Annotated in this window: 18 protein-coding genes and 2 pseudogenes; 3 read left to right on the top strand and 17 right to left on the bottom strand. The window is 67.9% G+C overall.

The window, feature by feature from the left end; all coding sequences use genetic code 11:
* Positions 1-30: 30 nt before the first annotated feature.
* The 5 genes from J7I84_RS04080 to tdh form a co-directional block, all read right to left on the bottom strand.
* Positions 31-819 (bottom strand): DeoR/GlpR family DNA-binding transcription regulator, encoded by a 789-nt coding sequence (locus J7I84_RS04080; protein ID WP_214940909.1) that lies wholly within the window; start codon positions 817-819, stop codon positions 31-33.
* Positions 820-919: 100 nt separating this feature from the next.
* Positions 920-2,131 carry an imidazolonepropionase gene (hutI, locus tag J7I84_RS04075; protein WP_214940908.1) on the bottom strand — a complete coding sequence of 404 codons (1,212 nt, stop codon included), beginning with the start codon at positions 2,129-2,131 and terminating at the stop codon, positions 920-922.
* Positions 2,132-2,142: 11 nt separating this feature from the next.
* Positions 2,143-3,258, bottom strand: coding sequence for an FAD-binding oxidoreductase (locus J7I84_RS04070; protein ID WP_214940905.1), 1,116 nt, complete (start codon positions 3,256-3,258; stop codon positions 2,143-2,145).
* An 86-nt stretch (positions 3,259-3,344) separates the two neighbouring features.
* Complete coding sequence (locus J7I84_RS04065; protein WP_214940902.1) at positions 3,345-4,541, bottom strand: glycine C-acetyltransferase; 1,197 nt, start codon at positions 4,539-4,541, stop codon at positions 3,345-3,347.
* 8 nt (positions 4,542-4,549) lie between these two features.
* Complete coding sequence (gene tdh / locus J7I84_RS04060) at positions 4,550-5,596, bottom strand: L-threonine 3-dehydrogenase (protein WP_214940900.1); 1,047 nt, start codon at positions 5,594-5,596, stop codon at positions 4,550-4,552.
* A gap of 131 nt (positions 5,597-5,727) precedes the next feature.
* Between tdh and J7I84_RS04055 the strand changes: the two are divergent.
* Positions 5,728-6,638: pseudogene (locus J7I84_RS04055) on the top strand (LysR family transcriptional regulator).
* A gap of 39 nt (positions 6,639-6,677) precedes the next feature.
* Here the strand turns inward: J7I84_RS04055 and J7I84_RS04050 are convergent.
* From J7I84_RS04050 to J7I84_RS04030, 5 genes are all read right to left on the bottom strand, one after another.
* Positions 6,678-7,385, bottom strand: coding sequence for a hypothetical protein (locus J7I84_RS04050; protein ID WP_214940898.1), 708 nt, complete (start codon positions 7,383-7,385; stop codon positions 6,678-6,680).
* Between the two features lie 211 nt (positions 7,386-7,596).
* Positions 7,597-9,105 (bottom strand): Asp-tRNA(Asn)/Glu-tRNA(Gln) amidotransferase subunit GatB, encoded by a 1,509-nt coding sequence (gatB, locus tag J7I84_RS04045; RefSeq protein ID WP_214940896.1) that lies wholly within the window; start codon positions 9,103-9,105, stop codon positions 7,597-7,599.
* The gene (gatA, locus tag J7I84_RS04040) at positions 9,105-10,676 is read right to left on the bottom strand and encodes an Asp-tRNA(Asn)/Glu-tRNA(Gln) amidotransferase subunit GatA (protein WP_214940894.1); all 1,572 of its coding nucleotides are present in this window, start codon (positions 10,674-10,676) and stop codon (positions 9,105-9,107) included. Before gatA ends, gatB begins: the two co-directional genes overlap by 1 nt.
* Before the next feature lie 2 nt (positions 10,677-10,678).
* The gene (gene gatC, locus J7I84_RS04035; RefSeq protein WP_214940892.1) at positions 10,679-10,975 is read right to left on the bottom strand and encodes an Asp-tRNA(Asn)/Glu-tRNA(Gln) amidotransferase subunit GatC; all 297 of its coding nucleotides are present in this window, start codon (positions 10,973-10,975) and stop codon (positions 10,679-10,681) included.
* Between the two features lie 146 nt (positions 10,976-11,121).
* On the bottom strand, positions 11,122-12,621 hold the full coding sequence (locus J7I84_RS04030; RefSeq protein ID WP_214940890.1) for an SLC13 family permease: 1,500 nt from the start codon (positions 12,619-12,621) through the stop codon (positions 11,122-11,124).
* Positions 12,622-12,823: 202 nt separating this feature from the next.
* On the opposite strand from J7I84_RS04030, the gene J7I84_RS04025 reads away from it, so the two are divergent.
* The gene (locus J7I84_RS04025; RefSeq protein WP_214940888.1) at positions 12,824-14,572 is read left to right on the top strand and encodes an ATP-binding protein; all 1,749 of its coding nucleotides are present in this window, start codon (positions 12,824-12,826) and stop codon (positions 14,570-14,572) included.
* A complete protein-coding gene (locus J7I84_RS04020; RefSeq protein ID WP_214940885.1) occupies positions 14,565-15,227 on the top strand; it encodes a response regulator in 663 nt (220 codons plus the stop codon). Before J7I84_RS04025 ends, J7I84_RS04020 begins: the two co-directional genes overlap by 8 nt.
* 11 nt (positions 15,228-15,238) lie before the next feature.
* On the opposite strand, the gene J7I84_RS04015 is transcribed toward J7I84_RS04020, so the two are convergent.
* The 7 genes and pseudogenes from J7I84_RS04015 to J7I84_RS03985 form a co-directional block, all read right to left on the bottom strand.
* Complete coding sequence (locus tag J7I84_RS04015) at positions 15,239-15,619, bottom strand: RidA family protein (protein ID WP_214940882.1); 381 nt, start codon at positions 15,617-15,619, stop codon at positions 15,239-15,241.
* Between the two features lie 47 nt (positions 15,620-15,666).
* Positions 15,667-16,170, bottom strand: a complete 504-nt coding sequence (locus J7I84_RS04010; protein WP_214940880.1) for a GNAT family N-acetyltransferase — start codon at positions 16,168-16,170, stop codon at positions 15,667-15,669.
* 131 nt (positions 16,171-16,301) lie between these two features.
* Positions 16,302-17,112: pseudogene (locus J7I84_RS04005) on the bottom strand (inositol monophosphatase family protein).
* Positions 17,109-19,355 (bottom strand): NAD-dependent DNA ligase LigA, encoded by a 2,247-nt coding sequence (ligA, locus tag J7I84_RS04000; RefSeq protein WP_396020031.1) that lies wholly within the window; start codon positions 19,353-19,355, stop codon positions 17,109-17,111. The pseudogene J7I84_RS04005 and the gene ligA overlap by 4 nt, the downstream one beginning before the upstream one ends.
* A 132-nt stretch (positions 19,356-19,487) precedes the next feature.
* The gene (locus J7I84_RS03995; RefSeq protein ID WP_214940876.1) at positions 19,488-20,132 is read right to left on the bottom strand and encodes a hypothetical protein; all 645 of its coding nucleotides are present in this window, start codon (positions 20,130-20,132) and stop codon (positions 19,488-19,490) included.
* A 121-nt stretch (positions 20,133-20,253) separates the two neighbouring features.
* Positions 20,254-24,699, bottom strand: a complete 4,446-nt coding sequence (locus J7I84_RS03990) for an FtsK/SpoIIIE domain-containing protein (protein ID WP_214940874.1) — start codon at positions 24,697-24,699, stop codon at positions 20,254-20,256.
* Positions 24,696-25,400: a hypothetical protein gene (locus J7I84_RS03985; RefSeq protein WP_214940872.1), complete on the bottom strand. Its 705-nt coding sequence runs from the start codon at positions 25,398-25,400 to the stop codon at positions 24,696-24,698. The genes J7I84_RS03990 and J7I84_RS03985 overlap by 4 nt, the downstream gene beginning before the upstream one ends.
* Positions 25,401-25,474 lie beyond the last annotated feature (74 nt).

Genomic DNA, 25,474 nt, shown 5'->3' with positions numbered 1-25,474 from the left:
GTGCCCTGTAAAACCCGCAAGAACTGCAGATCAGGCGGGAGCGACAATCACTTCCGTGCCGTTGGCCTCGAAGGCTGCCTTGTCGCGAGGTGAGATGCCGGCATCCGTGATCAGCCGGGTGAAGTCGTAGCCGTCCATGGTCGCAAAAGCCCGCACGCCAACTTTGGAGGAGTCCGCCAGGACATAGGACACCCTGGCCCGGGAAGCCAGCAAGGCGTTGACGGAGGCTTCCCCCTCCCCCGTGTTGGTGGGCCCCACCTCGGGGTCGATGCCGTTGACGCCGATGAATGCGATGTCCAGCACCACCTTTTGCATAATGATGTCCGTATACGGTCCCACGAGCTCATACGAGCGCGGGTTGAGTATGCCCCCGGTCACCATGACCTTGATGTTGGGCCGGACCGCCAACTGCCCGGCGATGTTGATGGCGTTCGTCACCACGGTCAGGGTCGGCTGGTTGGAGGGTGCATTCAGGTCCTCCCGGGTGGCCAGGATCTGCGCCAGCGCGGTGCTGGTGGTGCCCCCACAGAGGCCGATGACCGCACCCGGCCTAATCAAGGCAGAGGCGCACTGCGCAATCTGTTCCTTGGCTGCGGCATGGTCGTCACGGTTGTATCGCCCGGGCAGGTCGTACGCCAGCGCACCGGTAGTGGCGCCGCCGCGGGTGCGCGTCAGCAGGCGGCGTTTGGCAAGGCTGTCCAGGTCGCGGCGGGCAGTGGCAGGGGAAACGCTGAGGGTGCTGACAATCTCGTCGACCTCTACCTGGCCGGTCTTGGCCAGCAGGTCAAGAATGGCCGTCAAACGGTCGGTGCGGGTCATGCAAGCGGGCCTTTCGATACAACGGCCACCGCATTGGATGACGTTTCCTGATTATAACCAGAAGGAAACGATCAGGAACAATCACCCGGGAGGGTCGGGGTCACCGCGCCCGTACTCCCGCCCGCCACACAGCGTACGTCAACGGCATCCCCGGCCGGTAGGCGAGATGCGTGGCGGACGGCGCGTTCAGTAGGTGCAGGTCGGCCCGGTGTCCGACGGCGATGGACCCGACGGCGCGTTCGCCGTCGGCATCCTGCCCGGTTTCTTTGTGCAACGCCAGCGCGCCGCCGTAGGTGGCGGCACGGACGGCCTCGTGCACGCTGAGCCGCATCTGCAGGACCGCAGTCGCCACGCAGAATGCCATGGAACTGGTGTACGACGTGCCGGGGTTGCAGTTGGAGGCCAGCGCCACCTGTACTCCCGCGTCCAGCAGCGCACGGGCGGGTGCCAACGGCTGGCGGGTGGAGAGGTCGCAGGCAGGAAGGCATGTGGCAACGGTGCCCCGGTGACCGGTTCCCGTGGCGGGATCCCAGCCGGACCAGGAGGCAGCCAAGGCCTTGACGTCCTGCGGGGCGAGGTAGTTGACGTGGTCAACGCTGGCAGCGCCCAGCTCCACGGCAAGCTGCACGCCCGGGCCCTCGCCCAATTGGTTGCCGTGCACGCGCAGGCCCAGGCCGGCGTCGCGGCATGCCATCAGCACGCGGCGGGACTGCTCGGCGTTGAACGCGCCCTCCTCGCAAAAGACGTCAGCCCACTGGACGTAGGGGCGGACGGCGGCGAGCATCGGCCCGCAGACCAGGTCCGTGTACGTTTCCGGGTCCTGGCCGGCGGGCACCAGATGGGCGCCAAGGTAGGTCACCTGGTCCGCGATGGTGGAGGCAATGCGGGCGCTCCGGGCCTCGTGTTCCACGTCCAGGCCATAGCCGGTCTTGGTTTCGAGGTAAGTGGTTCCCTGCGAGACGGCCTCGGCCACCCGGCCCATCGCCAACCGGGTGAGGTCGAAATCGGACGTGGCGCGCGTGGCGTTCATGGTGACGGCGATGCCCCCGGCGGCGTAGGCCTCCCCCGCCATCCGGGCCTCGAATTCGGCGGTCCGGTCCCCAGCGAACAGGAGATGGCTGTGGGAGTCCACCCACCCCGGCAGCATGGCGCGGCCGCCGGCGTCCACTGCGCCATCGGCTGCCGGGGCATCTGCGGCGGCGCCGATCCAGGCAATCCGCTCCCCTTCGATCACCATGGCGGCATCCTTCAGGACCCGGTGCTCCAGGTCCTGCGTCATCAGCTCGGCGATGTTGGTGATCAGGGTGCTCATGGAACCATTCTTCAGCGTCGGATGGACCAGCGCGTCGCTGCCAGCGCCTGCGCTGTCCGGGATTCCGGACCGTCCGCACCGGCCCCACTGGCCGCCGCCGGGCCGGCGAGAATCTGGTCGGCTGCCAGCTCCGCCATGGCGGCAGAGGTCTGGAAGCCGTAGCCACCCTGCCCCGCCAGCCAGTAGAACCCGGCTGCCTCGGCGTCAAACCCGGCTACCGGAACGCCATCCGCCGCCTCGGTGCGCAGGCCCGTCCAGGCCCGGCGGATTCCGGTAATCCCCAAGCTGGTGAACGAGTTCAGCTTCTCCACCAGGCGTTCCACATCTCCGGGACGGGGACGCGCGTCCTCGGGCCCGCTGGGCACCGTCTCCGAGGGGGAAATCAGGACATCCTGCCCGTCAGGACGGAAATAGAACGTGTTGTCCGCGGCAGCCACCATGGGAGTGGCGGCAGGAAGGGGACGTTCGACGGCGGCAATCGCCGCAGTGCGCCGGTACGGCTGCAGGCCCAGCTTCTCCACGCCGCTGAGCACCGCCAGCTCGTCCGCCCACGCCCCTGCAGCGTTGACCAGCACCGCAGCCTCAAAACCCTCAGCACCGGCACCTACCTGCCATCCGGAACCCTGCCTCTGCGCGGAGTGGACGCGGGCGCCAGTGATGATGTCGGCACCGGCGGCGAGCGCACGCTTTCGGTGCTCAGCAAGGAGCAGGGGTGCGTTGCAGCCGAAGGAGCCGGTATCCAGCCCGGCGGCGGCAAAGGTTCCCGGGACCAGCGCAGGGCAAAGCTCAAGGGCACGGTCCACCGTAATGGGCTGCATGTACCCGCTGGCTTCCGCGGCGACATCCTCCGCAGAGCCCACCAGCATGAAACTGCGCGGCGTCAGGACCGGTTCCGGCAGTTCCCTGTCACGGGCCGCGAGCAGCTCAAGGGTGCGGACGGTGAGCTCCTGCACTACGGGAGGCCCGTAGCTGGGGATCAGCTGGCGGGCGGAGCGGGAGGACGTGTGGTACGCCAGCTCCTGTTCCGCCTCCACCAGCGCAACGCTGCAGCGGCCGGCGAGCGCGGAGGCCAGGGACAGGCCGGCGATGCCGCCGCCTACAATCAGGACATCGTAGTGTGCTGCCATTGGTTTGCTCCTGTCAGGGTCTGGTCATGACAAAGCCTATTCTCGGCCGGCCCTGCCTGCTGGAACCCCTGCCCCCGGAACTCCCGTCAGGCCGCTGCCTCGGCGCGGCTGGCGACGAACGCACCCACGCACGCTTCGACGTCGTCCGCTGAATGCGCAGCCGAAAGCTGCACCCGGATCCTGGCGGCACCGCGCGGGACCACGGGGAAGCTGAAGGCGGTGACAAAGACGCCGTGCTGCAGCATCCGGTCCGCTACTTTGGCCGCCATGACGGCGTCGCCGAACATGACCGGCACGATGGCATGTTCGCCGGGAAGCAGGTCGAAGCCTTCCTCGGTCATGCGGCGGCGGAACAGTGCAGCGTTCTCGAACAGGCGGCGCCGAAGGTCAGCCGAGTTCTGCACCAGGTCCAGCGCCTTGAGCGTGGCGGCCACAATGGCCGGCGCCAGGGAGTTGGAGAACAGGTATGGCCGCGCTTTTTGGCGCAGCATGGCCACGATCTCACCGCGGCCCGAAACGTAGCCGCCGGATGCCCCGCCCAGGGCCTTGCCGAACGTGCCCGTGTAGATGTCCACCCGGTCCGAAACGCCTGCGTGTTCCGGCGTGCCCGCACCGGTGGCGCCCATGAAACCCACCGCGTGCGAATCATCCACCATCACCAGGGCTCCGTACTTTTCGGCGAGGTCGCAGATGGCCTCAAGCGGGGCCAGGAACCCGTCCATGGAGAACACGCCATCGGTAACGATCAATTTCCGACGCGCGTCCTGTGCCTCCTGCAGGCGGGCTTCGAGTTCGGCCATGTCCTGGTTGGCGTAGCGGTAGCGGCGGGCCTTGCAGAGGCGGATGCCGTCGATGATGGACGCGTGGTTCAGGGCATCCGAAATGACGGCGTCGTCCGGGCCGAGCAAAGACTCGAACACGCCGCCGTTGGCGTCGAAGCAGCTGGAGAACAGGATGGTGTCCTCGGTGCCCAGGAACGCGGAGACTTTGGCCTCCAGTTCCAGGTGCAGGTCCTGGGTGCCGCAGATGAAGCGGACGCTGGCCATGCCGAAGCCCCGCTCATCCATGGCGGCCTTTGCGGTGCTGATGATGTCCGGGTGGTCGGCCAGGCCCAGGTAGTTGTTGGCGCAGAAGTTGAGCACGTCGGCTCCGGCGCCGCCGATCTGCCCGGCGGTGATGTGGCTGGACTGCGGCGAGCTGATGCTGCGTTCGGTCTTGTACAGTCCGGCGGTGCGGATCCCGTCCAGTTCTTCGCGCAGCTGGTCCTTGATGGAGGTATACATGGGATTCCTTACAGTCGGGTCCAGTCGAGGACAACTTTTCCGCCCACACCGCTGCGGGCAATGTCGAAGCCTTTTTCCCAGTCCGTGGCCGGCAGCGTGTCCGTCACCACGGCGGAGATTCCGGCGTGCAGCACCGGGTTGGAGGAGAGCATGGCGCTCATGGCGTACCAGGTTTCGTACATTTCGCGGCCGTAGATCCCCTTGAGCGTGAGCATGTGGGTGACCACCTTGCCCCAGTCGATGGTGATCTCCTGGCTGGGCAGGCCCAGCATGGCGATGCGGCCGCCGTGGTTCATGTTGTCGATCATCTCAGGCAGGGCGGAAGGGTGGCCGGACATTTCCATTCCGACGTCGAAACCTTCGCGCATGCCCAGCTCACGCTGGGCGTCGCGCACCCGGGTGGTGGAGACGTCGATGGCAAGGTCGGCTCCGAGCTGCCGGGCCAGGTCGAGCCGCGGCCGCGAGACATCCGTGATGACCACCTTGCGGGCGCCGGCATGCCGGGCCACGGCGATGGCCATGAGTCCGATGGGGCCCGCGCCGGTGATGAGCACGTCCTCGCCCACCAGCGGGAAGCTCAGCGCGGTGTGGACGGCGTTTCCGAAGGGGTCGAAGATCGCACCGAGTTCGGGCGTGACGGAAGGGTCGTGGTGGACCCAGACGTTGGTTTCGGGAATGACGACGTACTCGGCGAAGGCGCCGTCGCGCTGGACCCCCACGCTGACCGTGTGGATGCACATCTGGCGGCGTCCTGCCCGGCAGTTCCGGCAGATGCCACACACCACGTGGCCCTCGCCGGAAACCCTGTCCCCCACCTTGACCTCGCGGACGTCCTCGCCCACTTCCACCACTTCGCCGTAGAACTCGTGGCCGGCGATCAAGGGGGCTTCGATGATCCCCTGCGCCCACGCATCCCAGGACTGGATATGCAGGTCCGTGCCGCAGATCCCGGTGGTCATGACCCGGATCTTCACGTCCGCCGGGCCGGCCACGGGTTCGGGCCGGTCGACGAGCTCGAAACCGGCGTGCGGGCCGGGCTTATACAGGGCCTTCATTGGCGTCCTTACTGCTTGGCGTTCAATCTGCGGGGTACGTCTTCACCAATTGAAGCCTTGCGGATGCTTTAGCACAACAGGAATCTTCTCAATCGACGATGTAGCAGAAGCTAACGAATAGACTGGAGCGCATGGAGGTTCATCAGCTTGAGATCCTGCGGGAACTGGGCGCCCTGGGCAGTGTGAAAGCAGTGGCCGATACGCTCATGGTCACCCCGTCGGCCGTGTCGCAGCAACTGGCGCACCTGCAGCGCACGGTGGAGGTTCCACTTACGCGCAAGGAGGGCCGGAACCTGGTGCTGACGGAGGCGGGCCAGGTCCTCGCTGACGCGGGCGCCGCCGTCGTCAGCGCCATGGCCGACGCCCGGGGAGCCCTCGGCACCTATCACGGCTCGCCCACCGGAAGGGTGACCCTCAGCGGATTCCACAGCGCGGGGCAGGCCTTGTTCGCGCCGCTGGCCCGCATCTGGACCGGCCGGAGCACCCGCGGATCGAACTGTCTGACGAGGACGTTGCCCAGCAGGACTTCCCGGCACTTACCGCCCGGTACGACCTGGTCCTGGCACACCGCATGGACCATAGTCCGCGCTGGCCGGCGGAACGGGTGGCCGTGATCCCACTGGCGCATGAGCCCCTGGACGTTGCGCTGCCCGTGGGCCACCCTTTGGCCAAAAAAGAGACGGTCACCGCGGACGACGTCGGCGGCGAGGCCTGGGTGACCAGCCACCCCGGCTACTCCCCCGCCGATGTCCTGTCCGCCGTCGCTGCCGTTTCCAGCCGGGAGCCGAACATCATCCACCGGATCAACGACTACTCCACGGTGGCCGCGCTCGTGGCTGCCGGCGGCGTGGTGGGGCTGCTGCCCAGGTACACGGCGGGCCCCGTCATGAACCCGGACATCGTGCTGCGGCCGCTGGAGGGCATCAGTACGCGCCGCAGGATCGACCTGCTGGCCAGGCCGGAAAACCTGAAGCGGCGGGCCGTGGTGATGGTCTGCGAGGCGCTGGAGGACATTATGGCAGGGCTGGTGCAGCAGGGCTGAGTAGGACAACTCCTTCAGGGCTTGCGCAGCAGGGCTGAGTTACGCGCCCTCGTCGTCGGCGCCCAGGCGGTCCTGGCGGTTGCCGTTGCCGTTGCCGTTCATGTGCCCAAGTCCGTGGCTACGTCCCTGCCCGCGTCCCAGCCCCAGTCCGGGTCCGTCGCCGAAGCCCTTCACGATCAGGGTGGCAGAAGCCTTGTCCCCGTCCTTGACGCCTGCAATACGGACGGTATCTCCCGCGGCGACGTCCGCGATGGTTCCGTGTGTCGGCCTAAGGCGTTTGCCGTCGTCGCCCGTTGCGCCGGGGCTTGCCGTCGCGCCGGGGCTTGCAGTTCCGGAGCCGCCCGCCGCCGGAGCCGGAAACGTGGTGATTTTCGTGTCGCCGTTGACGGCATACGTCTGGGAGAAGCCGTCCTCACTCTTGACGGTGATGGCCGAGTCGCTGACCGATTCCACGGCCCCGCGCTGCTCCAGGACAGTCTGGAAGGTCCCGTCGGCCTTCTTGACCACGCCTTCGCCATGCAGTGCCTGCCCGCGCTGGGCCTTCTTGTCCTGCTTGTTGCGCTGGCCCGGCGCGGAGTCCTTCCCGGGGGCTCCCTGTTGACCGGGGGAAGATTGGGAAGGCGAAGGTGACGGCGCCGGCGTCCCGGTTGCCGACCACGCCAGGGCAGCTCCCGTCCCGGTCAGCGCCAGGGCCACCGCCCCGGCGAGCATGGCCTTACGCATCCTCATAGGTTCCCGGACCACCATGGTTCTTCCTCCCGCACGCTGCCAGGGCGGGGGCGCCCTGTGCGCTCCAGTGTAAGTCCGGCATGCACGCCCGGCCACGGGTACTTTCGCATTCCGTCGCCTGAGTACCCGGCACGTAGTTAAAGCGAAACCGGGCCGCAGTTGGCGTTGTCATGAGGGTTCACAACCACGCCAACCGCAGCCCGGCTGCGAGAAAAAGCCGGGAGAAGCCTTAGACGCTGACGCCCAGCTTCTCCAGGATCAGCTCCTTGACGCGGCCGGCGTCCGCCTGCCCGCGGGTGGCCTTCATGACCCCGCCCACGATCGCGCCGATGGCCTGCATCTTGCCGCCGCGGATCTTCTCCGCGACGTCGGGCTGCGCGGCGAGGGCAGCGTCGATGGCTTCCAGGAGGGGTCCGTCGTCGGACACGACGGCAAGGCCGCGCTTCTCGACGATCTCCTCCGGGGTGCCTTCACCGGCCAGCACGCCGTCCAGCACCTGTGAGGCCATTTTGTTGTTGATCTTGCCCGCTTCAACCATGCGGCTCAGCTCCACAACCGTGGCAGCCTCCACGCCCAGCTGGCCGGGATCCACGTCGGCAGCCTTGGCACGGCCCACGATCTCACCCATCCACCACTTGCGGGCCACCGAAGCGGTGGCACCGGCGGCGATGGTTTCCTCAATCTCGTCCAGGACCCCGGCGTTCACCACGTCGCGGAATTCGAGGTCGGAGTATCCCCAGTCAGCTTTCAGGCGCTTGCGGCGCTCGGCCGGCGGCTCGGGGAGGGTGGCGCGGATTTGCTCCACCCATTCGCGGGAGGCCACCACGGGAACCAGGTCCGGCTCCGGGAAGTAGCGGTAGTCATCGGCGTCGGACTTGGCCCGGCCTGAGGTGGTGGTGCGGGTGTCCTCGTGCCAGTGGCGGGTCTCCTGGATGACCGGCTCACCCGAGTCCAGGACGGCGGCGTGCCGCTGGATCTCGTAGCGGACCGCGTGTTCCACGGCCCGCAGCGAGTTCACGTTCTTGGTCTCGGAACGGATGCCGAACCGTTCGCGGCCGTGCGGCCGGAGCGAGACGTTGGCGTCGCAGCGGACGTTGCCGCGTTCCATCTTTGCGTCGGACACGCCCAGGTTCTTGACGATCTCGCGGACGGCCGCGACGTACGCCTTGGCCAGTTCCGGCGCGCGGGATCCGGCGCCCTCGATGGGCTTGGTCACGATTTCCACCAGCGGAACACCGGCCCGGTTATAGTCCACCAGCGAGAAGTCGGCACCCTGGATCCGGCCGGTGGCGCCGCCCATGTGGGTCAGCTTGCCGGCGTCCTCCTCCATGTGGGCGCGCTCGATCTCCACGCGGAACACAGTGCCGTCCTCGAGTTCGACGTCCAGGTAGCCGTCGTACGCGATGGGCTCGTCGTACTGGGACGTCTGGAAGTTCTTGGGGGTGTCCGGGTAGAAGTACTGCTTCCGGGCGAAGCGGCAGGATTCGGCGATCTTGCAATTCAGCGCCAGCCCGATCTTGATGGAGGACTCGATGGCCGTCCGGTTCACCACGGGCAGGACGCCGGGCATGCCCAGGTCCACCTCGTTGACGTTGGTGTTGGGCTCGTCGCCGAAGACGTTGGGGGCGGAGGAGAACATCTTGGTCTTGGTGTTCAGCTCCACGTGGACCTCGAACCCCAGGACGGGATCGTACTTCTCCATGGCCTCGTCGAAGCTCAGGACTGCGTCCGTGTTCATTATTTTGCCTCCTGGGTTTCGAGGGTTTCGGCGGCCGCAGCAGCAAGGTCAGGCGCCTGGGCCAGCAGCGGGCCGCCCCACTTCGCCTCGAGCAGGGACTCCAGGACCGCACCCACCCGGTACAGGCGGGCGTCCTCGCGGGCCGGGGCCAGCAGCTGGATGCCGACGGGCAGCCCGTCCTCGTCCGCGAGGCCACCGGGCAGGGAGAGTCCCGGCACGCCGGCAAGGTTGGCGGGGATGGTGGCGACGTCGTTGAGGTACATGGCCAGCGGATCGTCCAGCTTCTCGCCGAGCGGGAAAGCCGTGGTGGGGGCGGTGGGCGAAATCAGGACGTCAGCCTGTGCGAAAGCTGCCTCGAAGTCCCGCTGGACCAGCGTGCGGACTTTTTGCGCCGAACCGTAGTAGGCGTCGTAGTAGCCGGCGGAGAGTGCGTAGGTGCCCAGGATGATGCGGCGCTTGACCTCGTCGCCGAAACCGGCGGCGCGGGTGGCACCCATGACGCGTTCGATGGTCATGGGGCCGTCTTCGGGGAGCACGCGCAGGCCGTACCGGACGCCGTCGAACTTGGCCAGGTTGGAAGAGGCCTCGGACGGCATGATCAGGTAGTAGGCCCCCAGGGCGTACTGGAAGTTGGGGCAGGAAACCTCCACGATTTCCGCGCCCGCTTCCTTGAGCAGCTCAAGGGCGTCGTTGAAGCGGTTTTCGACGCCGGCCTGGTAGCCCTCGCCGTGCAGTTCCTTGATGATGCCGATCCGGAGGCCCTCGACGTTGCCGGTCTTCGCGGCGGCGACCAGGTCTTCCAGCGGCTCCGGCAGGGAGGTGGAGTCGCGCGGATCGTGGCCGCCGATGACCTGGTGCAGGAGGGCGGAGTCCAGCACGGTCCGGGTGACGGGGCCGATCTGGTCCAGGGAGGACGCCATGGCGATGGCGCCATAGCGGGAGACGCTGCCGTAGGTGGGCTTCACGCCCACCGTTCCGGTGACGGCGCCGGGCTGGCGGATGGAGCCGCCGGTGTCCGTGCCCAGGGCCAGTGGCGCCTCGAAGGCAGCGACGGCCGCGGCGGAGCCACCGCCGGACCCGCCGGGGATCCGGTCCAGGTCCCAGGGGTTGCGGGTGGGCCCGTAGGCCGAGTGCTCGGTGGAGGAGCCCATGGCGAACTCGTCCAGGTTGGTCTTGCCCAGGATCGGCATTTTGGCGGCGCGCAGGCGTTCCACCACGGTGGCGTCGTACGGGCTGTGCCAGCCCTCGAGGATCTTCGATCCGGCCGTGGTGGGCTGGCCGATGGTGACGATGAGGTCCTTGACAGCGATGGGAACGCCGGCCAGCTGGTGCAGTGCCTCGGCTTCGGCTCCGCCGGCGGCGCGGATGGCGTCCACCTCTGCGGCGACGGCGAGCGCTTCCCCGGCGTTGACGTGCAGGAATGCGTTAACCTGGCCGTCGACGGCGGCGATGCGGTCCAGGTAGGCCTGGGTGACTTCGACGGCGGTGACCTCGCCGGCGCGGAGTTTCTCCGAAAGCTGCGCGGCGGACAGGCGGATCAGGGTGTCAGCGCTGGTGTTCTGTTCAGTCATGGTTATGCCTCATCCAGGATCGCCGGGACCTTGAAACGGTTCTCATCGGAGTCCGGGGCGCCGGAGAGTGCCTGTTTCGCCGTGAAGGTGTGTCCCACCACGTCGTCGCGGAACACGTTCGTGAGCGGAATGGGGTGTGAGGTGGCCGGGACGTCGTCTCCCGCGGCCTCGCTGACGGACTTGACCGAATCCACGATGACGGCGAGTTCGCCGGCCATCCTGTCCAGCTCTTCGGCACTCATCTCGATGTGAGCGAGCCGCGCGAGATGCGCGACGTCGTCACGGTTGATCGCAGCCATGGATCTCCCCTGCAAAGTTCGAATTGTTTTCCGATCCAGTCTAGTGCGGAAACGCAGATGCCCGTCTGACATCCCCCAGCGGGCGTCAGACGGGCACCTTCGATACCCGGTCCGGTCACGGGGACAGGAGCGCGGGCAGCTTCAGACTAGCCGATTCCAATGGCTCCGGTCAGCATGCCGGCGCCGAGCATCACCAGGGAGATGACGGCGGTGCGCCAGAGGACCTTTTTGTGGTGGTCGCCCAGGTCCACCTTGGCCAGCGAGACCAGCAGCAGGATGGCCGGAACCAGCGGGCTCTGCAGGTGGAAGGGCTGGCCGGTGATCGAGGCACGGGCCATGTCAGCGGCGCCAACCCCGTAGTGGGCTGCGGTTTCGCTCAGGACCGGCAGGACGCCGAAGTAGAAGGCGTCGTTGCTCATGAAGAACGTCATGGGGATGCTGAGTACGCCGGTGATGACGGCCATGAACGGGCCCATGGAGGTGGGGATGATCTGGACCAGCCACGCGGACATTGCTTCCACCATGCCGGTGCCCTTGAGGACGCCGGTGAGGACGGCGGCGGCCATGACCATGCTGACCACGGCAACGATGGATGGTGCGTGTGCAATCAGCTGGGCGCCCTGGTCCTTTACCTTGGGGAAGTTGACCAGCAGGGCGATGGCGGCGCCCACCATGAATACGAACGGCAGCGGGACCACGTTGGCTACGAGTACCACCATGACGGCGACGGTCAGGGCCAGGTTGAACCAGAACAGCTTGGGACGGAGGGTGCTGCGGTTCGGATCCAGGGCCGTGTCGGTGAGTCCGGCGCCGCTGTCTTCAATGAAGGTGCCGGCGCGGTCCAGCACGGCCACGGAGCCTGCCGGGGAGCCCCCGACGGCGGGGGCTGCTCCGCCGGGGTTGCCGCCCTTGCGGCCGCGGCCCGTTGCAGAGGCACCGATTCCTGAGGCATCGGTTCCTGAGGCACCCGCGGAGGTGCCGGCGTCGAACTCTTCTGCAGTGTCCGGCACGGCCCAGATCTCGGGGGCGGTGGCACGGAGGCGGTTGCGCTCCTGCAGGCCCAGCAGCCAGGAGAAGGCGAGCACCACGACCAGGCCGGCCACGAGGGACGGGATCATGGGGACGAAGACGTCGTTGACGTCGATCTTCAGGGCGGTGGCGGCGCGGGCCGTGGGGCCGCCCCAGGGGAGAATGTTCATGGTGCCGTTGGCCAGGCCGGCCACGCAGGTGAGGACCACAGGGCTCATCTTGAGGCGCAGGTAGACCGGCAGCATGGCGGCAGTGGTGAGGATGAACGTAGTGGATCCGTCGCCGTCCAGGGACACGGCGGCGGCCAGGATGGCGGTGCCCAGGACAACCTTGGCGGGGTCGTTGCCCAGCTTGCGGAGGATGAACTTCACCAGTGGGTCAAAGAGCCCGACGTCGATCATCAGGCCGAAGTAGATGATGGCGAACATCAGCAGGGCCGCGGTGGAGGTCATGGACTTCATGGAGTCCATCACCATGTCGCCGATGCCCAGGCCGGCACCGGCGAACAGGCCAAAAACAGTAGGGACGATGATCAACGCCAGCACCGGCGTCAACTTCTTCGTCATGATCAGCACCATGAATACCGCGATCATGGCGAATCCAAGTATTACCAGCACAGCCGGCTCCTTCTTGTGAACAGCGGCACAGCGGTGTGACGCGTGCTACAGACTGTAGGGTGGCGGCCGTCACGGCAGTGCCTTTGGCTCAATTGATTGGCATACTGCTTATTGGGAGCATTTTGCTCATTGTGCTCACAGGGCTTTTCGCGCTGAACCCGTGCCCACGAAGCGCACCGCACGTACCCGTCAAGGAGGATGAATGCAGCGATCCGTGCCCCGGCAGCCGCTGCGGTTCTCCACCCAGACGCTGCTGCTGCAGCTGGCCGTGGTGTTGCTGGTGGTGCTGCTGAGCGCCGCAGTGCATGCCTGGCTGACGTACGACCGGGTGGGAAGCGATGCGGAGAATCAGGCCCTGACGCTGGCGCGGACCGTTGCCTCCGATCCGGAAGTCCGCGCCGATGTGCTGGCCATCAGCGACCAGCCCGGCGCTCCCCCGGCCTCCGAACTCCTGGCCGGCCCCCTGCAGGCATCGGCGGAGGCAGCGCGGACCCGGACGGGGGCGCTGTTCGTGGTCATCACAGACGAAACGGGGATCAGGCTGGCCCACCCGGACCCGCAGCGGCTGGGCGAGAAGGTAAGCACGGACCCGTCCGAGGCGCTGTCCGGGCAGGAGATCACCACCCGGAACACCGGGACGCTGGGCCCCTCCGCCGGCGCGAAGGTTCCGGTGTACGCGCCCGGTACCGGCACGGTGGTGGGCGAAGTGAGCGTGGGCTACTCCATGGAAACAGTGGCGCAGAGCGTGGCCCGCGACATCGGCCCCGTGGCGTTGACGGCCGCCGGGGCCCTGCTGGCCGGGGTCCTGGGGTCCTTCCTGCTGCGGCGCCGCCTCCAGCGCCTCACCCTGGGCCTGGAGCCGGAGGAAATCAGCACGCTGGTGCACGACCAGGTGGCAGTGCTGCAGGGCGTGGACGACGGCGTTATCGGCGTAAGTGCCGACGGCCGGGTCAGCGTCTTCAACACCGCCGCACAGCGGCTGCTGGATCTGCCGGATTTGTCCGGCTCCCGCTGGGAGGACGCCCCGGTACCCGGGCAGCTCAAGTCGCTGACCCGGCCAGGCCCCGGCCCTGTTGTTGCAGGAGCTGCGGGTCCGCCGATGAACGCCCTGGAACTGGTGGCCGCCGGCCGGGTCCTGGTGGTGAATGCGCGGAAGGCACTGCACCGCCGGGAGGACCTGGGCTGGGTCATCATGCTGCGCGACCGCACGGAACTGCAGGAGCTCACCCGGCAACTCGACGCCGTCGGCACCATGTCCACCGCCCTGCGGGCCCAGCGGCACGAGTTCGCCAACCAGTTGCATACCCTTGCCGGCTTCCTTGGCATCGGGCAGCACCAGGAGGCGCGCCGTTACCTTGCCGGGCTGGCGGCCACGGGCCCGCTGAAGTTCCCGGTGGACCAGGCCGAGCTGCTCCAGGACCCGTACCTGCAGGCATTCGTGGGCGCCAAGGGCGTGGAGGCTGACGAGCGGGGCGTCGCGCTGCGCATCGGGCCGGAGACTCTGGTCCGCGGGCAGGTTACGGAGGCCCAGGACGTGACAACGGTGCTGGGGAACCTGATCGACAACGCCGTCAACGCCGCCGTGGCTGGTTCGTCGGCGGACCGCTGGGTTGAGCTTGAGGTGCTGGATGAGCCGGGCGACGACGGCGGCACGCTGCATGTGGTGGTGGCGGACTCGGGCGACGGGCTGGCAGAAGGTGCGGACGCTGAGGGCGTGTTTGCCGAAGGTTTCACCACCGCCTCCGGCCCGGTCCGCGCAGGCGGCGGGCAGGGCTTCGGGCTGGCGCTGGCACGCCAGCTGGCGCGGCGCCGCGGCGGCGACGTGAAGGTGCTGGACCGCGGAGGCAGGGGTGGGCCGGGTGCCGTGTTCATGGCCACGCTTCCGCGCACGACGGCGGGGAACCCTGCCGCCAATGATCTGGGGGCAGCCGGAAAGGATGGAAATGGCTGACGATTTTCGGGTCCTGATCGTGGACGATGACTTCCACGTGGCCAAGCTGCACGCGGCCTATGTTGACTCGGTGGCCGGGTTCCTGGCGCTGGCTCCGGTTGGGACGACGTCGCTGGCGCTGCAGGCCATCCACAGCCTGCGGCCGGACGTGGTGCTGCTGGACGTGTACCTTCCGGACGCGTCCGGCCTGGACCTGCTGCAGCAGCTGGATGTGGACGCCATCATCCTCAGCGCCGCGTCCGATCCCGCATCGGTCAGGGTGGCGTTCCGCCGCGGCGCGCTGGGCTACCTGCTCAAGCCCTTCACCTCGGAGTCACTGTCCCAGCAGCTGCGCTCCTATGCCCGGTACCGGCGCCTGCTGGGCCAGCCGGGAGCGCTGGACCAGGAGGCGGTGGAACGCGCCAAACGGGCGCTGATCCCCGGGGACGTCGCGGCGTCGTCGAAACCCCGCTCGGCTACCGAAGCTGCGGTGCTGGAGTCCCTGGCCCCCGGCGAGCAGTACTCCGCCGCCGAGGTGGCCGCCCGCGTGGGGGTCTCCCGCGCCACCGCCCAGCGGTACCTGTCCTCGCTGGCCGACGACGGGGCGGTGGACATCCAGCTCCGCTACGGCACCACCGGCAGGCCCGAGCACCGCTACGGCCTGCCGGTACGGTAACACCAGAGACGTCAGGCGCTCTTCTGGGCGACCAGTTCGATCTCGACGAGCATCTTCGGGTCCAGGAACGGCAGCACATGGACCAGGGAGAGCGTGGGGCGGATCTCGCCGAACACTTCGCCGTGGGCCCGGCCCGCCTCTTCCCATTTGCTGATGTCCGTCAGGTACAGCTTGGACTGCACCACGTCCTCGTAGGCGAAGCCGGCCTCGGCCAGGACCTTGCCGAGCTTCTGCAGGATGTACTGGGTCTGGCTGTAGAAGTCATCTCCTACGATTCCGTCGTCACCGCTGGCCGCGGTGGCAGAGATGTAGAGGGTGTTGTCCACCTGGACGGCACGGGAGTAGCCGAGGGTCTGTTCCCAGACGGATCCGCTGCCGAAGGTTTTGCGCATGGGTGGGCCTTTCAAAGCTGGAATGGGTCGCCACCACTGTAGGGCTGCTACAGGTCGCGCCGATAAACCAGCAGTTTTATGTCGGTTCCGGGCACCAGCCAGTCCCGTTCGGGCACGCGCTGGAAGCCGGTTTTACGGTACAGCCCATGGGCGCTTTCCCAGGTTTGGCCGGTGGTGAGGGACACTCCCTTGATGTTGGGCAGGGACTTCGCGTGGCTAATGATGGCGTCCACCATGGCCTTGCCGGCGCCGCTGCGCTGCACGGCCGGGTCCACCACCAGCATGCGGAATTCCAACTCGTCCTGCAGCGCGATGTCTGCATACGGTTCCCCGGCCAGTGCCAGTGTGACCGAGCCGATGACCGTTCCTTCCCGTTCGGCCACCCAGATGGTGGGCTGCTCGGCGCGCGCTGCTACGTCCATGATCTTGACCATGTACGGGTGCGCGGCGTCGTCGAAATAGCCTGCGGACAGGTAGGAGTCGCCCGTGATGCGGGCAACGGCTGGGAAGTCGGCCTTGACGGCGGGACGGATGGTTAACTGCGGGTGCACCGGTTAATGGTAGTGGCGGCCCGGCCCGGAAAATGGGTAGAAGGCGCTTTCCGTGACCGAACTATCAGAACAGGTGGCACTACCGGAACGGAGGGTCCCGCGCGTGGGTCAGTCGGCCGGCACCCGGACCCCTACAGCGGAAACTTGCCGGACAGCTCCAGGCTGGCGGCACACGTCCAGGCGTCCAGGCGCTCAGCATCGGTGGGTCCGCCGTCGAGCGGGCTGGTGAGGCGCGGCCTGCGCACCCAACAGCCGGCTTCCTCCGCAATCAGGGCACCGGCCGAAAAATCGTGCTCATTCAGCCCGCGTTCACCGTACGCGTCATGGGTTCCGTCGGCCACCATGCACAGGTCAAGGGCAGCGGAACCAAGCCGGCGGACATCGGCGAACCCGTCCATCAGCGTGCCGAACGCCGCAGCCTGCTGGGACCGGATTTCGGGCTCGTAGCTGAACCCGGTGGCCAGGATCTGGCCGGCGCGGCCGGAGATCGGTCCTTCCAGCCTGGTGACCCTGCCGCGCTCCTCCAGCCACGCTCCCTGGCCGCGGGCAGCGTAGTACACCCGGCCCAGGGCAGGGGCGTTGACGACGCCGGCCAGCCAACCGCCGTCGTCATCGGCCACAGCCACGGAGGTGGCGTAGTAGACGATGTTGCGGATGAAGTTGGTGGTGCCGTCCAGGGGGTCGATGGACCAGCGGTAACCCCTTGGGGTTGGCGGGGCGGGTGGTTCCTTGTTCCTCGCCGGTGATGCTGTCGCCCGGGCGGGCCGCGCTGATGACGTCGCGCACCGCATTCTCGGCCGCCAGGTCGAAGGCCGTGACCCAGTCCCCTGCCGCCCCCTTGTTGCTGGCGTCCAGGGCGTTGCCGTCCCGGCCGGAAAGGACGTTGGCGCCTGCCGCGGCGGCCAGTTTGGCCAGCTCCAGTAGTTCCGTAGCGGAAGTCATGCGTTCTCCTCAACCGTGTTTTCCTCGACAGTGGCCGGTACGGACGCTTCCTCTGCACCGTCCTGGGCCGGTTCGCTTGCCGCGCCATCCCCCAAAGCTGCCGGGCCGCCGTCGAGCAGTTGCCGGAACCCGTCCTCGTCCAGGACGCGGACACCCAGCTGCTCTGCCTTGTCCAGCTTGCTGCCGGCGCTTTCGCCCGCCACCACGTAACTGGTGTTCTTGGAAACGGAGCCGGCTGCCTTGCCGCCCCGGAGCAGGATGGCTTCCTTGGCCTCGTCCCGGCTGAAGTTGGGCAGGGAGCCCGTGACCACCACCGTCAGGCCCTCAAGGGTGCGCGGCATGGACTCGTCGCGCTCGTCCTCCATCCGGACCCCTGCGGCGGCCCAGCGGTCGATGATCTCCACGTGCCAGTCTTCGGCGAACCATTCCTTCAGTGCAGCGGCGATGGTGGGGCCAACCCCGTCCACGTGGGCAAGTTCCTCCTCAGACGCCGCCCGGATGCGGTCCATGCTGCCAAACGCCTGCGCCAGGGCGCGTGATGCGCGTGGGCCTACGTGGCGGATGGACAGGGCAACCAGGACGCGCCACAAGGGCTGGGCCTTGGCCTTCTCAAGTTCCTTGAACAGTTTCTGCGTGGTGGCGGTGGGTTTGGACGGCGATTTGGCCGTGCCCTTGCTGAAGAAGTACGGCACCAGCTCGTACTCGCCGGTGGGGACGCCCTTGGCCCTCTTCTCGCGCCGGATCCGGACGCCTGCCAGATCCTCCGGAGTGAGGTCGAACAGCCGGGCTTCGGAGGCCAGCGGAGGCGTGTCCGGTTCGGCGGGCTGGGTCAGCGCGATGGCCGCCTCCCACCCCAGGGCCTCGATGTCGAAGGCACCACGGCCGGCAACGTGGAACACCCGCTCCCGCAGCTGGGATGGGCAGGACCTGGCGTTGGGGCAGCGCACGTCAACGTCCCCCTCCTTCGCAGGCGCCAGCGGGGTGCCGCAGGAAGGGCACTCGGTGGGCATCACGAAGTCGCGCACGGGCGGGTCCTGCTGGTCCCGCAGGTTCAGGACCGGTCCCACGATCTCGGGGATGACGTCCCCTGCCTTCCGCAGGATGACGATGTCGCCGATCTTGACGCCCTTGGCCTTGACCACGTCCTGGTTGTGCAGGGTGGCCATTTCCACGGTGGACCCAGCCACCTTGACCGGCTCCATGACGCCGTAAGGCGTGACGCGGCCGGTGCGGCCAACGTTGACCTGGATGTCCAGCAGCTTGGTGTGGACTTCCTCCGGCGGGTACTTGTACGCCACCGCCCAGCGGGGAACGCGGGTGGTGTTGCCCAGGGCCCGCTGGGTGGCGAAATCGTCCACCTTGATCACGATGCCGTCGATTTCGTGAAGCAGCTTGTGGCGCTGGTCCCCGTACCGCTTGATGAACCCCAGGACGTCGTCCCGCGTCTCCAGCACCTCGAAGTACGGGCTCACCGGCAGGCCCCACTCCTTCAGCAGCCCGTAAGTTTCCGACTGGCTGCCGGCCGCAAGCCCCTCCCGGGCGCCGATGCCGTGGACAAACATCTTCAGCGGCCGCTTGGCCGTCTCGGCCGGGTCCTTCTGCCGCAGCGAGCCGGCCGCGGCGTTGCGGGGGTTGGCCAGCGGCGCCTTGCCGGCTTCGATCAGGGCCTCATTGAACTCGGCGAAGGCCTTGGACGGGATGAAAACTTCGCCGCGCACTTCCATTTCGGCCGGGAAGCCGCTGCCGCGCAGTTCCTGCGGGATTTCCTTGATCGTGAGCAGGTTGTGGGTGATGTCCTCGCCGGTGGTCCCGTCGCCCCGGGTTGCAGCGCGGACCAGCTTGCCGTCGCGGTACAGGAGGTTCACCGCCAGGCCGTCGATCTTCAGTTCGGTCAGCCAAGCCGCTTTTGCGCCGCCGTCGCCGATTTTCTCGATGCTGGCCTCGGCCCGGTTAAGCCATGCCTCAAGCTCCTCCAGGGAGAACACGTCCTCCAGGCTGTACATCCGCTGCAGGTGTTCCACCGGGGCAAATGCTGCCGAGACCTCGCCGCCCACTTCCTGCGTTGGCGAATCGTTGGCCACCAGTTCGGGGTGCAGCGCCTCAATCTCCTCGAGGCGCCGGAAAAGTGAATCGAACTCGGCGTCCGACACCAGCGGCGCGTCTTCCTGGTAGTACGCGAACCGGTATTTCCGGACCAGGTCCGCGAGGTTGTCGTATTCCTCGCGGATGGCTTCGGTGGGGATCGCTTCGGGCTCGTGCGGTGCCGTGGTCCGGGTGGCGGTCTGTTCTGCGGGTCCTGGTCCTGTGCTCACAGACCTATCTTGCCTTACGCCCCGGACAGTCAATGGGCGGGACGGCCGGGCAGGAACCCAAGCTCAGTGCGACCGGAGCCGGTTCCGGTTGCGGTTCCACCAGGCGAAGGCACCGCCGGACACAGCAAGCAGCACCGTTCCGAGGGTGATCGGCAGGAGGGCGGGTCCGCCGGAGTCCTGGCCGCCGGCGGGGGCAACAGCAGCCAATTGAGCTGGCGCTGCGGACCGGGTGACGGGGCTGTTCCAGTCCTGTCCGCTGGAGGGGCCCGTGGGCGGCAGGTAACCGGCAGCGGCCGAGGATCTCCCAGGGGCAGGTTCATCCGGGACTGCTGCCTCGGGGACAGGGACCGCGGCCGGGTCGGGTGCCTGTGTGTCGGACGGCGGCTGGAGACCTGCCTGCGGTGGTTGTACCGGCTGAACCTGTTGGGCCGGAGGTTGCGCAGTGGGTGCCGGCTGGGCGGGCGGCGGCGCGGGGTCCTTGGACTTCCGGGGCCTCCCGTTTTGGCCGGCGTCCGGGCTGCTGGCGAGGATGGGGAGGCAGAGCAGCCCGCAGTCTGGTGCTGCCTGGGTAGCCGACGCCGGAGCGGGCGACGGTTCTGCCGTGGCAGCGAGTGCCGGGCCAGCCGGAAAGAAGCCGAAGGCGAGGGCCAGGACGGCGGTAGGTGCCGCCGTCGAAACAGCGTGGCGAACCGGTGCGGACGGGGTCATTGCTACCTTTCGATGCGCGCAGCCCCCCACCGCGGCTTTCTGGTGTCCCCGGTAGTCTTCTACAGCGCCCGGCGGGGCCGCAAATCCGCCGCGGCAGCGGCCCCGCCGTCATCGGGCCTGTTCAGTCCCGGTTTTCAGGTGGAAGGGCCACCTGGATTTTCCGCGCCTTACCGCGTCCCACCACGTATCCACGGCCCGGAATGAAGTCGGGGCTCACCCGGCCAAGGGAGGTGTTGAGCAGGCTGTCCCCTTCGACGTCCCCCGGGTTGAGCAGCAGGCCCCGGCGCCCCGATTTGAAGGGCTGGGCAAGTTGCCAGGCGCTGGACCAGGTGGAGGACTCGGACTCGCCCACCACCCATTGATCGGCCTTGAGCGACGCCGTGACCAGCTGCGCCATTCCGGATTCGGCGATGGTGTCGGTGAACTCCGTGAGGCCCTCGATGAAGAAGGCCACGGTTCCCGGGTTGCCGGTGGAGTGCTCCACCAGGTCCTCCACCACGTCGGCGAGATCGTCCGGCCCCACCACGGCGCGGTTCCAGATGGGGAGGGAGGCGACGGCGGACCGGCGCGATCCGAGGTAGATCAGCTCGGTGGCGGGGTTGGACCGGCGCAGTGCGTAGGCAAGGGTCACCAGGGCCACGGTGCGTCCGGAACCAGGCGGGCCGGCCAGCAGCAGCGGACCCCGCGCCATGATCTCCGCGGGCTGCAGGGACTCGTCGTCCACCCCGACCACCGGCAGGTCCGGGCTGCCGGCGGGCAGGACATCCAGGTCCACCTGCTCGGGCAGCCGTTCGATGCCGGGCGCGGTATCCAGGCCCTGGCGCAGCATGGCTTCGCTGAGCTTGTGGACTTCGCGGGCCTGAAGGGCCAGGTTGGAGTTGCCGCCCAGGACTGCCAGCTGCACTTCCAGTCCGTCGAGCAGGCCGCGGCCCGGGGGCGACGTGGCGGTGAGGACATCCCTGGGCACGTCCATCGAGATGTAGTCGTCCTCGTTGGAGAGCCTCAGCACCAGCCGGCGCTGGATGGATGCGAGCAGCGACGCGGGGACGGCGTTGGGCCGGTCCCCCGTCACCACCAGGTGGATGCCCAGGGTGCGGCCGTCGGTGGCGAGCTGCAGGAAGATGTCCCAGAGCCCGGAGAGCTTACTGTGCTCGTACGCCTCCCGGAATGCGGACATGCCGTCGACCAGCACGAAGATCCGCTTTTCGTCCGGCCGGTTGGCCAGCTTCCGGTACTCCACGATCGTGGACGCCCGCACCTCTGCGAACTGTGCCGACCGCAGCTCGGCGATGTCCCGCAGGAGGCGCAGCAGCCGTCCGACGCGTTCCACGTCGTCGCCGTTGATGACCTCCCCCACGTGCGGAAGCTCTTCCAGCATCCGCAGCCCGGCGGAGCCGCAGTCGATGCCGTACACGTGGACCGGCCCGCCGCGTGGCGTGACCGCAGCAGCGATCGCGATGCCGCGCAGGGCTGCGGACTTGCCGGATCCGCCCGTTCCATAGATGGCCATGTTGCCGTCGCGGTCCGGTTCATAGAACACGGTGGGCTGGTCCTGGTGCACGGGGTCGTCGGCGACGCCCAGCAGCAGCTGTTCGTCGGTGCGGGGGTTGGGCAGCTTGGAGAAGTCGTAGGTCGTGGCCAGTTCGTCCAGCCATGGCTTGCGTGGCGGCGAGATGGCCAGGGTGTCCGCGGCGTGCACGATGGTGGAGGTCATCCGGGCGATGTCGTTGGGTCCGGCCGGTTCCTGGGCAACTGGCTTGTCGGGCGCCGGCGGTTCCCAGCTGGGTCCGGAGCCGAAGGCCATTTCCACGATGTCGATCTGGGGCCGCTGTGGCTTGTCCGTGGTCCAGCCGCCGGCGTAGCCGGTCTGGAACCCCTGGATGCGGCCCGGTCCGGTCTTGGCGGCGCCGCGCCCCGGAATTGCGGGGTCGAAGTAGGCGGCGTCCGGGACGCCCAGGATGTCGGTGGCGTCGTCCTCGTCCGCCATGCGGAGGGCAACGCGAAGGTTGGTGTTGGCGCGGAGGTTGTCCTTGATGACGCCGGCCGGCCGCTGGGTGGCCAGGATGAGGTGCAGGCCCAGGGAGCGCCCACGCGCGGCCACGTCCACCACGCCGTCCACGAACTCGGGAACATCGTTGGCCAGGGCGGCGAACTCGTCCACGATGATGACCAGGTACGGCGGGGCCTCGGGGTCTGCCTCGCGCTGCAGGGCCAGCAGGTCCTTGGCCTTCTTCCGGTTCAGCAGCTGCTCGCGGTAGTGCAGCTCCGCGCGCAGGGACGTCAGGGCGCGGCGAACCAGGTGTGGGGAAAGGTCGGTGACAAGGCCCACGGTGTGCGGAAGGTTGATGCAGTCGGCGAACGCGGCGCCGCCCTTGTAGTCCACGAACAGGAAGCTGACACGGTCCGGGCTGTAGGCCGCGGCCATGCCCATGACCCAGGACTGCAGGAACTCGGACTTGCCGGCGCCGGTGGTGCCGCCCACCAGGGCGTGGGGCCCCTCGTTCTTCAGGTCCAGGTACAGCGGCTCGATGCCCTTGGACCCTACCAGGGCCCGAAGCGTGCCGTTGTCCTTGCGGTTGGCCACGGCGGTTGCGCGGACAGAGTTGTTTTCGGTCCAGCGCTCGGCCACTGCCTGGGGGTTGTCCAGGAAGTCCTTGCCGATCAAGGTTGCGTAGGATACCGCGCGCGGCAGGTCGGAATCGTCGCTGACGGGCTTGCCCACGTCCACCAGGGGTGCCAGCATCCGGGCGAGCTGGGCCGCCAGTTCCGCGTCCACGCTCTCGCAGCTGACCGGGTAGGTGTGGCGGCCCAGGCGCACCTGGCCCGTGGTGGTGCCGTGCTCGCCGTCCACCACCATGAAGTCGCGGCAGGCGGCCGGCAGCGCCTGGATGTCCGTAGCCACCCAGAGGACGTGGATGCCGCAGTCGGGACCCCGTTCGGCCAGCCGGGTCAGGCGGCCGCGGTCCACGGGGGCGTCGTCCTCCACGATGACCAGCACGGACGGGAGGACCGGCGCTTCCAGCTCATGTTTGGCGGCGTCGATGCCGGGGCGCAGGTCCGGGCCGGACCGCTTGGCAGCTGCCTCGCGTGCATCCACCAGGTCCTCAAGCCTTGCCAACAGGGAGGAGCCGCCGGCGGAACCGGCGGCAAGGTGGTCTCCGCCCAGCGGGCTGTGGCCCGAGCCCACGTGCGGCAGCCACTGCAGCCAGTTCCACCGTTCCCGGGACTGGGCGGACGTGATGGCGGTGAGGACAACCTCGGCCGGGGAATGCAGGCCGGCCAGCTGCAGCACCATGCCGCGGGCAACGTCGTCCACCAGGCCGCGGGGACCGGCAATGCCCAATGCGCCGGAGGTGCGCAGCTGGGAGACCACGGGGACGCCTTCGATTTCACTGAACTGCTTGATGCAGTCCTGGATTTCGCGGGCGTACTGGACCTCGGTGTCGTTGTTGGAAGGTTCCTCCAGCGGGATGCGGGACGGACCCGTTCCCAAGCCGAACCGCAGGCCAAGGAAGGACGAGTGCTCCGGCCGGTGCGTCCACAGCAGTGGTCCGAGCTTGTAGATGGCGTCCACCGTATCGCTGACGGAGGGCGCTTCCTGGAGCCGGACCGCCCGCTCCACTTGCTGCAGTTCGGTGAGGTCCTGCCGGAAGGCGGCCATGGAGGCGCGGAACTGCTTGAGCTGTTCCTTCTGCTGCTTCCGGGTCCGCATCTTCTGGTCCACGTAATGGCCCACGATGAACAGTGGCATCATCAGCATGAACACCATGGAGAGCACGTTCTGCGTGACCGCGAAAATGACGGCCCCCATCATCAGGGGTGCCACCAGCATGATGTAGGGGAAGGGCTGGTCTTCGGGACGCTTGGGCCCGGCGGGCAGGATCCGCTTGGGCACGTCGAACCGGGGCACCACGCGCGGGGAGCGGTTGAAGTCCACCAGGGGCGACGACGGCGCTGCCGCATGGTTGTGCCCCAGCGGCACCACCGTGACCGTGGTGTCCCCCAGGGTGACCGTGTCGGAGGAATTCAGGGTGGCGCGCGTGACGGGCAGGCCATCCATCAGGAGGCCGTTGGCAGAGTTGGTGTCAACGATCTCGATGCCGTCGCCCACGGTGATCCGGGCGTGCCGTTTGGAGGTCAGCGGGTCCGTCAGCCGGATGTCCACGTTGCGGTCCCGGCCGATATAGCTGGTGCCGGTGGGCAGCGAAAATTCGCGCCCGACGTCGGGCCCGGACAGAACGCGCAGGGTAGCCGCTGCCGGCCCCCGGTTCGCCCCGGGTTCGTGGAACTGTTCGCTTACCTGTGCCAGCGACACCACCGAACCCGGGCGCAGGCCCGATTCGAGGAGGTTGTCCTCCCTGGCCAGGATGTTTCCGCTGATGCTGGCGCCCACGAAGGCTTCATCGATCCGCAGGGACAGGTTGTCCGGGGCAGGGGTGCCTTTCCGGTCCGGGTCCGCTGCCCAGAGCACGGTGGCGATATCGGCCACCGTGGCCATGCCGTCCACCGTGACGGCCAGGTCCTTGGCGCCGGCAGGTTCGCGGCGGAGTGTCAGGCGGATCCTCATCCCTCGTCCACGCCCCTCATCTTTTCGAGCAGGTACAGGTCATCGGGCGTCACCAGGTGGGTGGTGACGGCGTGTTCCACCAACCGGGCGCGGCGGTTGGTGGCGAGCTTCCCGCCGCCTCCGCGCAGCCCCGCCACCCCAACGCGGTCCAGCTTGTCGCAGACGTTGTCCAGTTTGCGGTTGAACCGGGTCAGCGCCCAGCCCAGGGTCTTGGCGGCAGCCGCCGAGGACGGGATGGTGCTGAAGCCGGTCCCCTCGCGCCGGAGCACCGGCTCGGCGAGGGCCACTATCAGCGCCTTCTGCGCGTCCGTGAAGACCACGGGACCGATGGTGGTGTCACCGCTGCTGGCGCCTTCCCGGGCCTCCTGCCGGAAGGACGGCGTCTTCAGGTGCACGGCGAACTCGTAGGTGGTGGGCCCGGCCGTAAAGATCACATTGGTGTGGCTGAACACCAGCGGAATCCGGGCGCCGGGCGACAGCCACGCCTGCACGCCGCCGGAGGCGTCGGCCACGGTGGCGGAGAGCATGCTGCCCACATTGCTGAGCCACCAGATGCTGTCATAGCGGGCCACCTGCAGGAACTGCCGGTGCAGGTACGGATTGTCGTCCACCTCGAGGTCGCCTTCGCGGCCGATATTGAAGATGTCCTCATCCGATGGCTCATACCATTCGCCACAGAAATCGATTGCTAGATCCCCCATGATCCGTGCCTCCTCAAGGCAGAAGTGTTCCGGTGACCGGAGTGTTGATGCTGTGCTGTTGCGGGACTTGCCGG

Origin of the sequence: Arthrobacter sp. ISL-85 (assembly GCF_018613675.1) — a bacterium.
Classification (GTDB): Bacteria; Actinomycetota; Actinomycetes; order Actinomycetales; family Micrococcaceae; genus Arthrobacter.
This window is presented reverse-complemented; position numbering and strand designations above follow the sequence as displayed.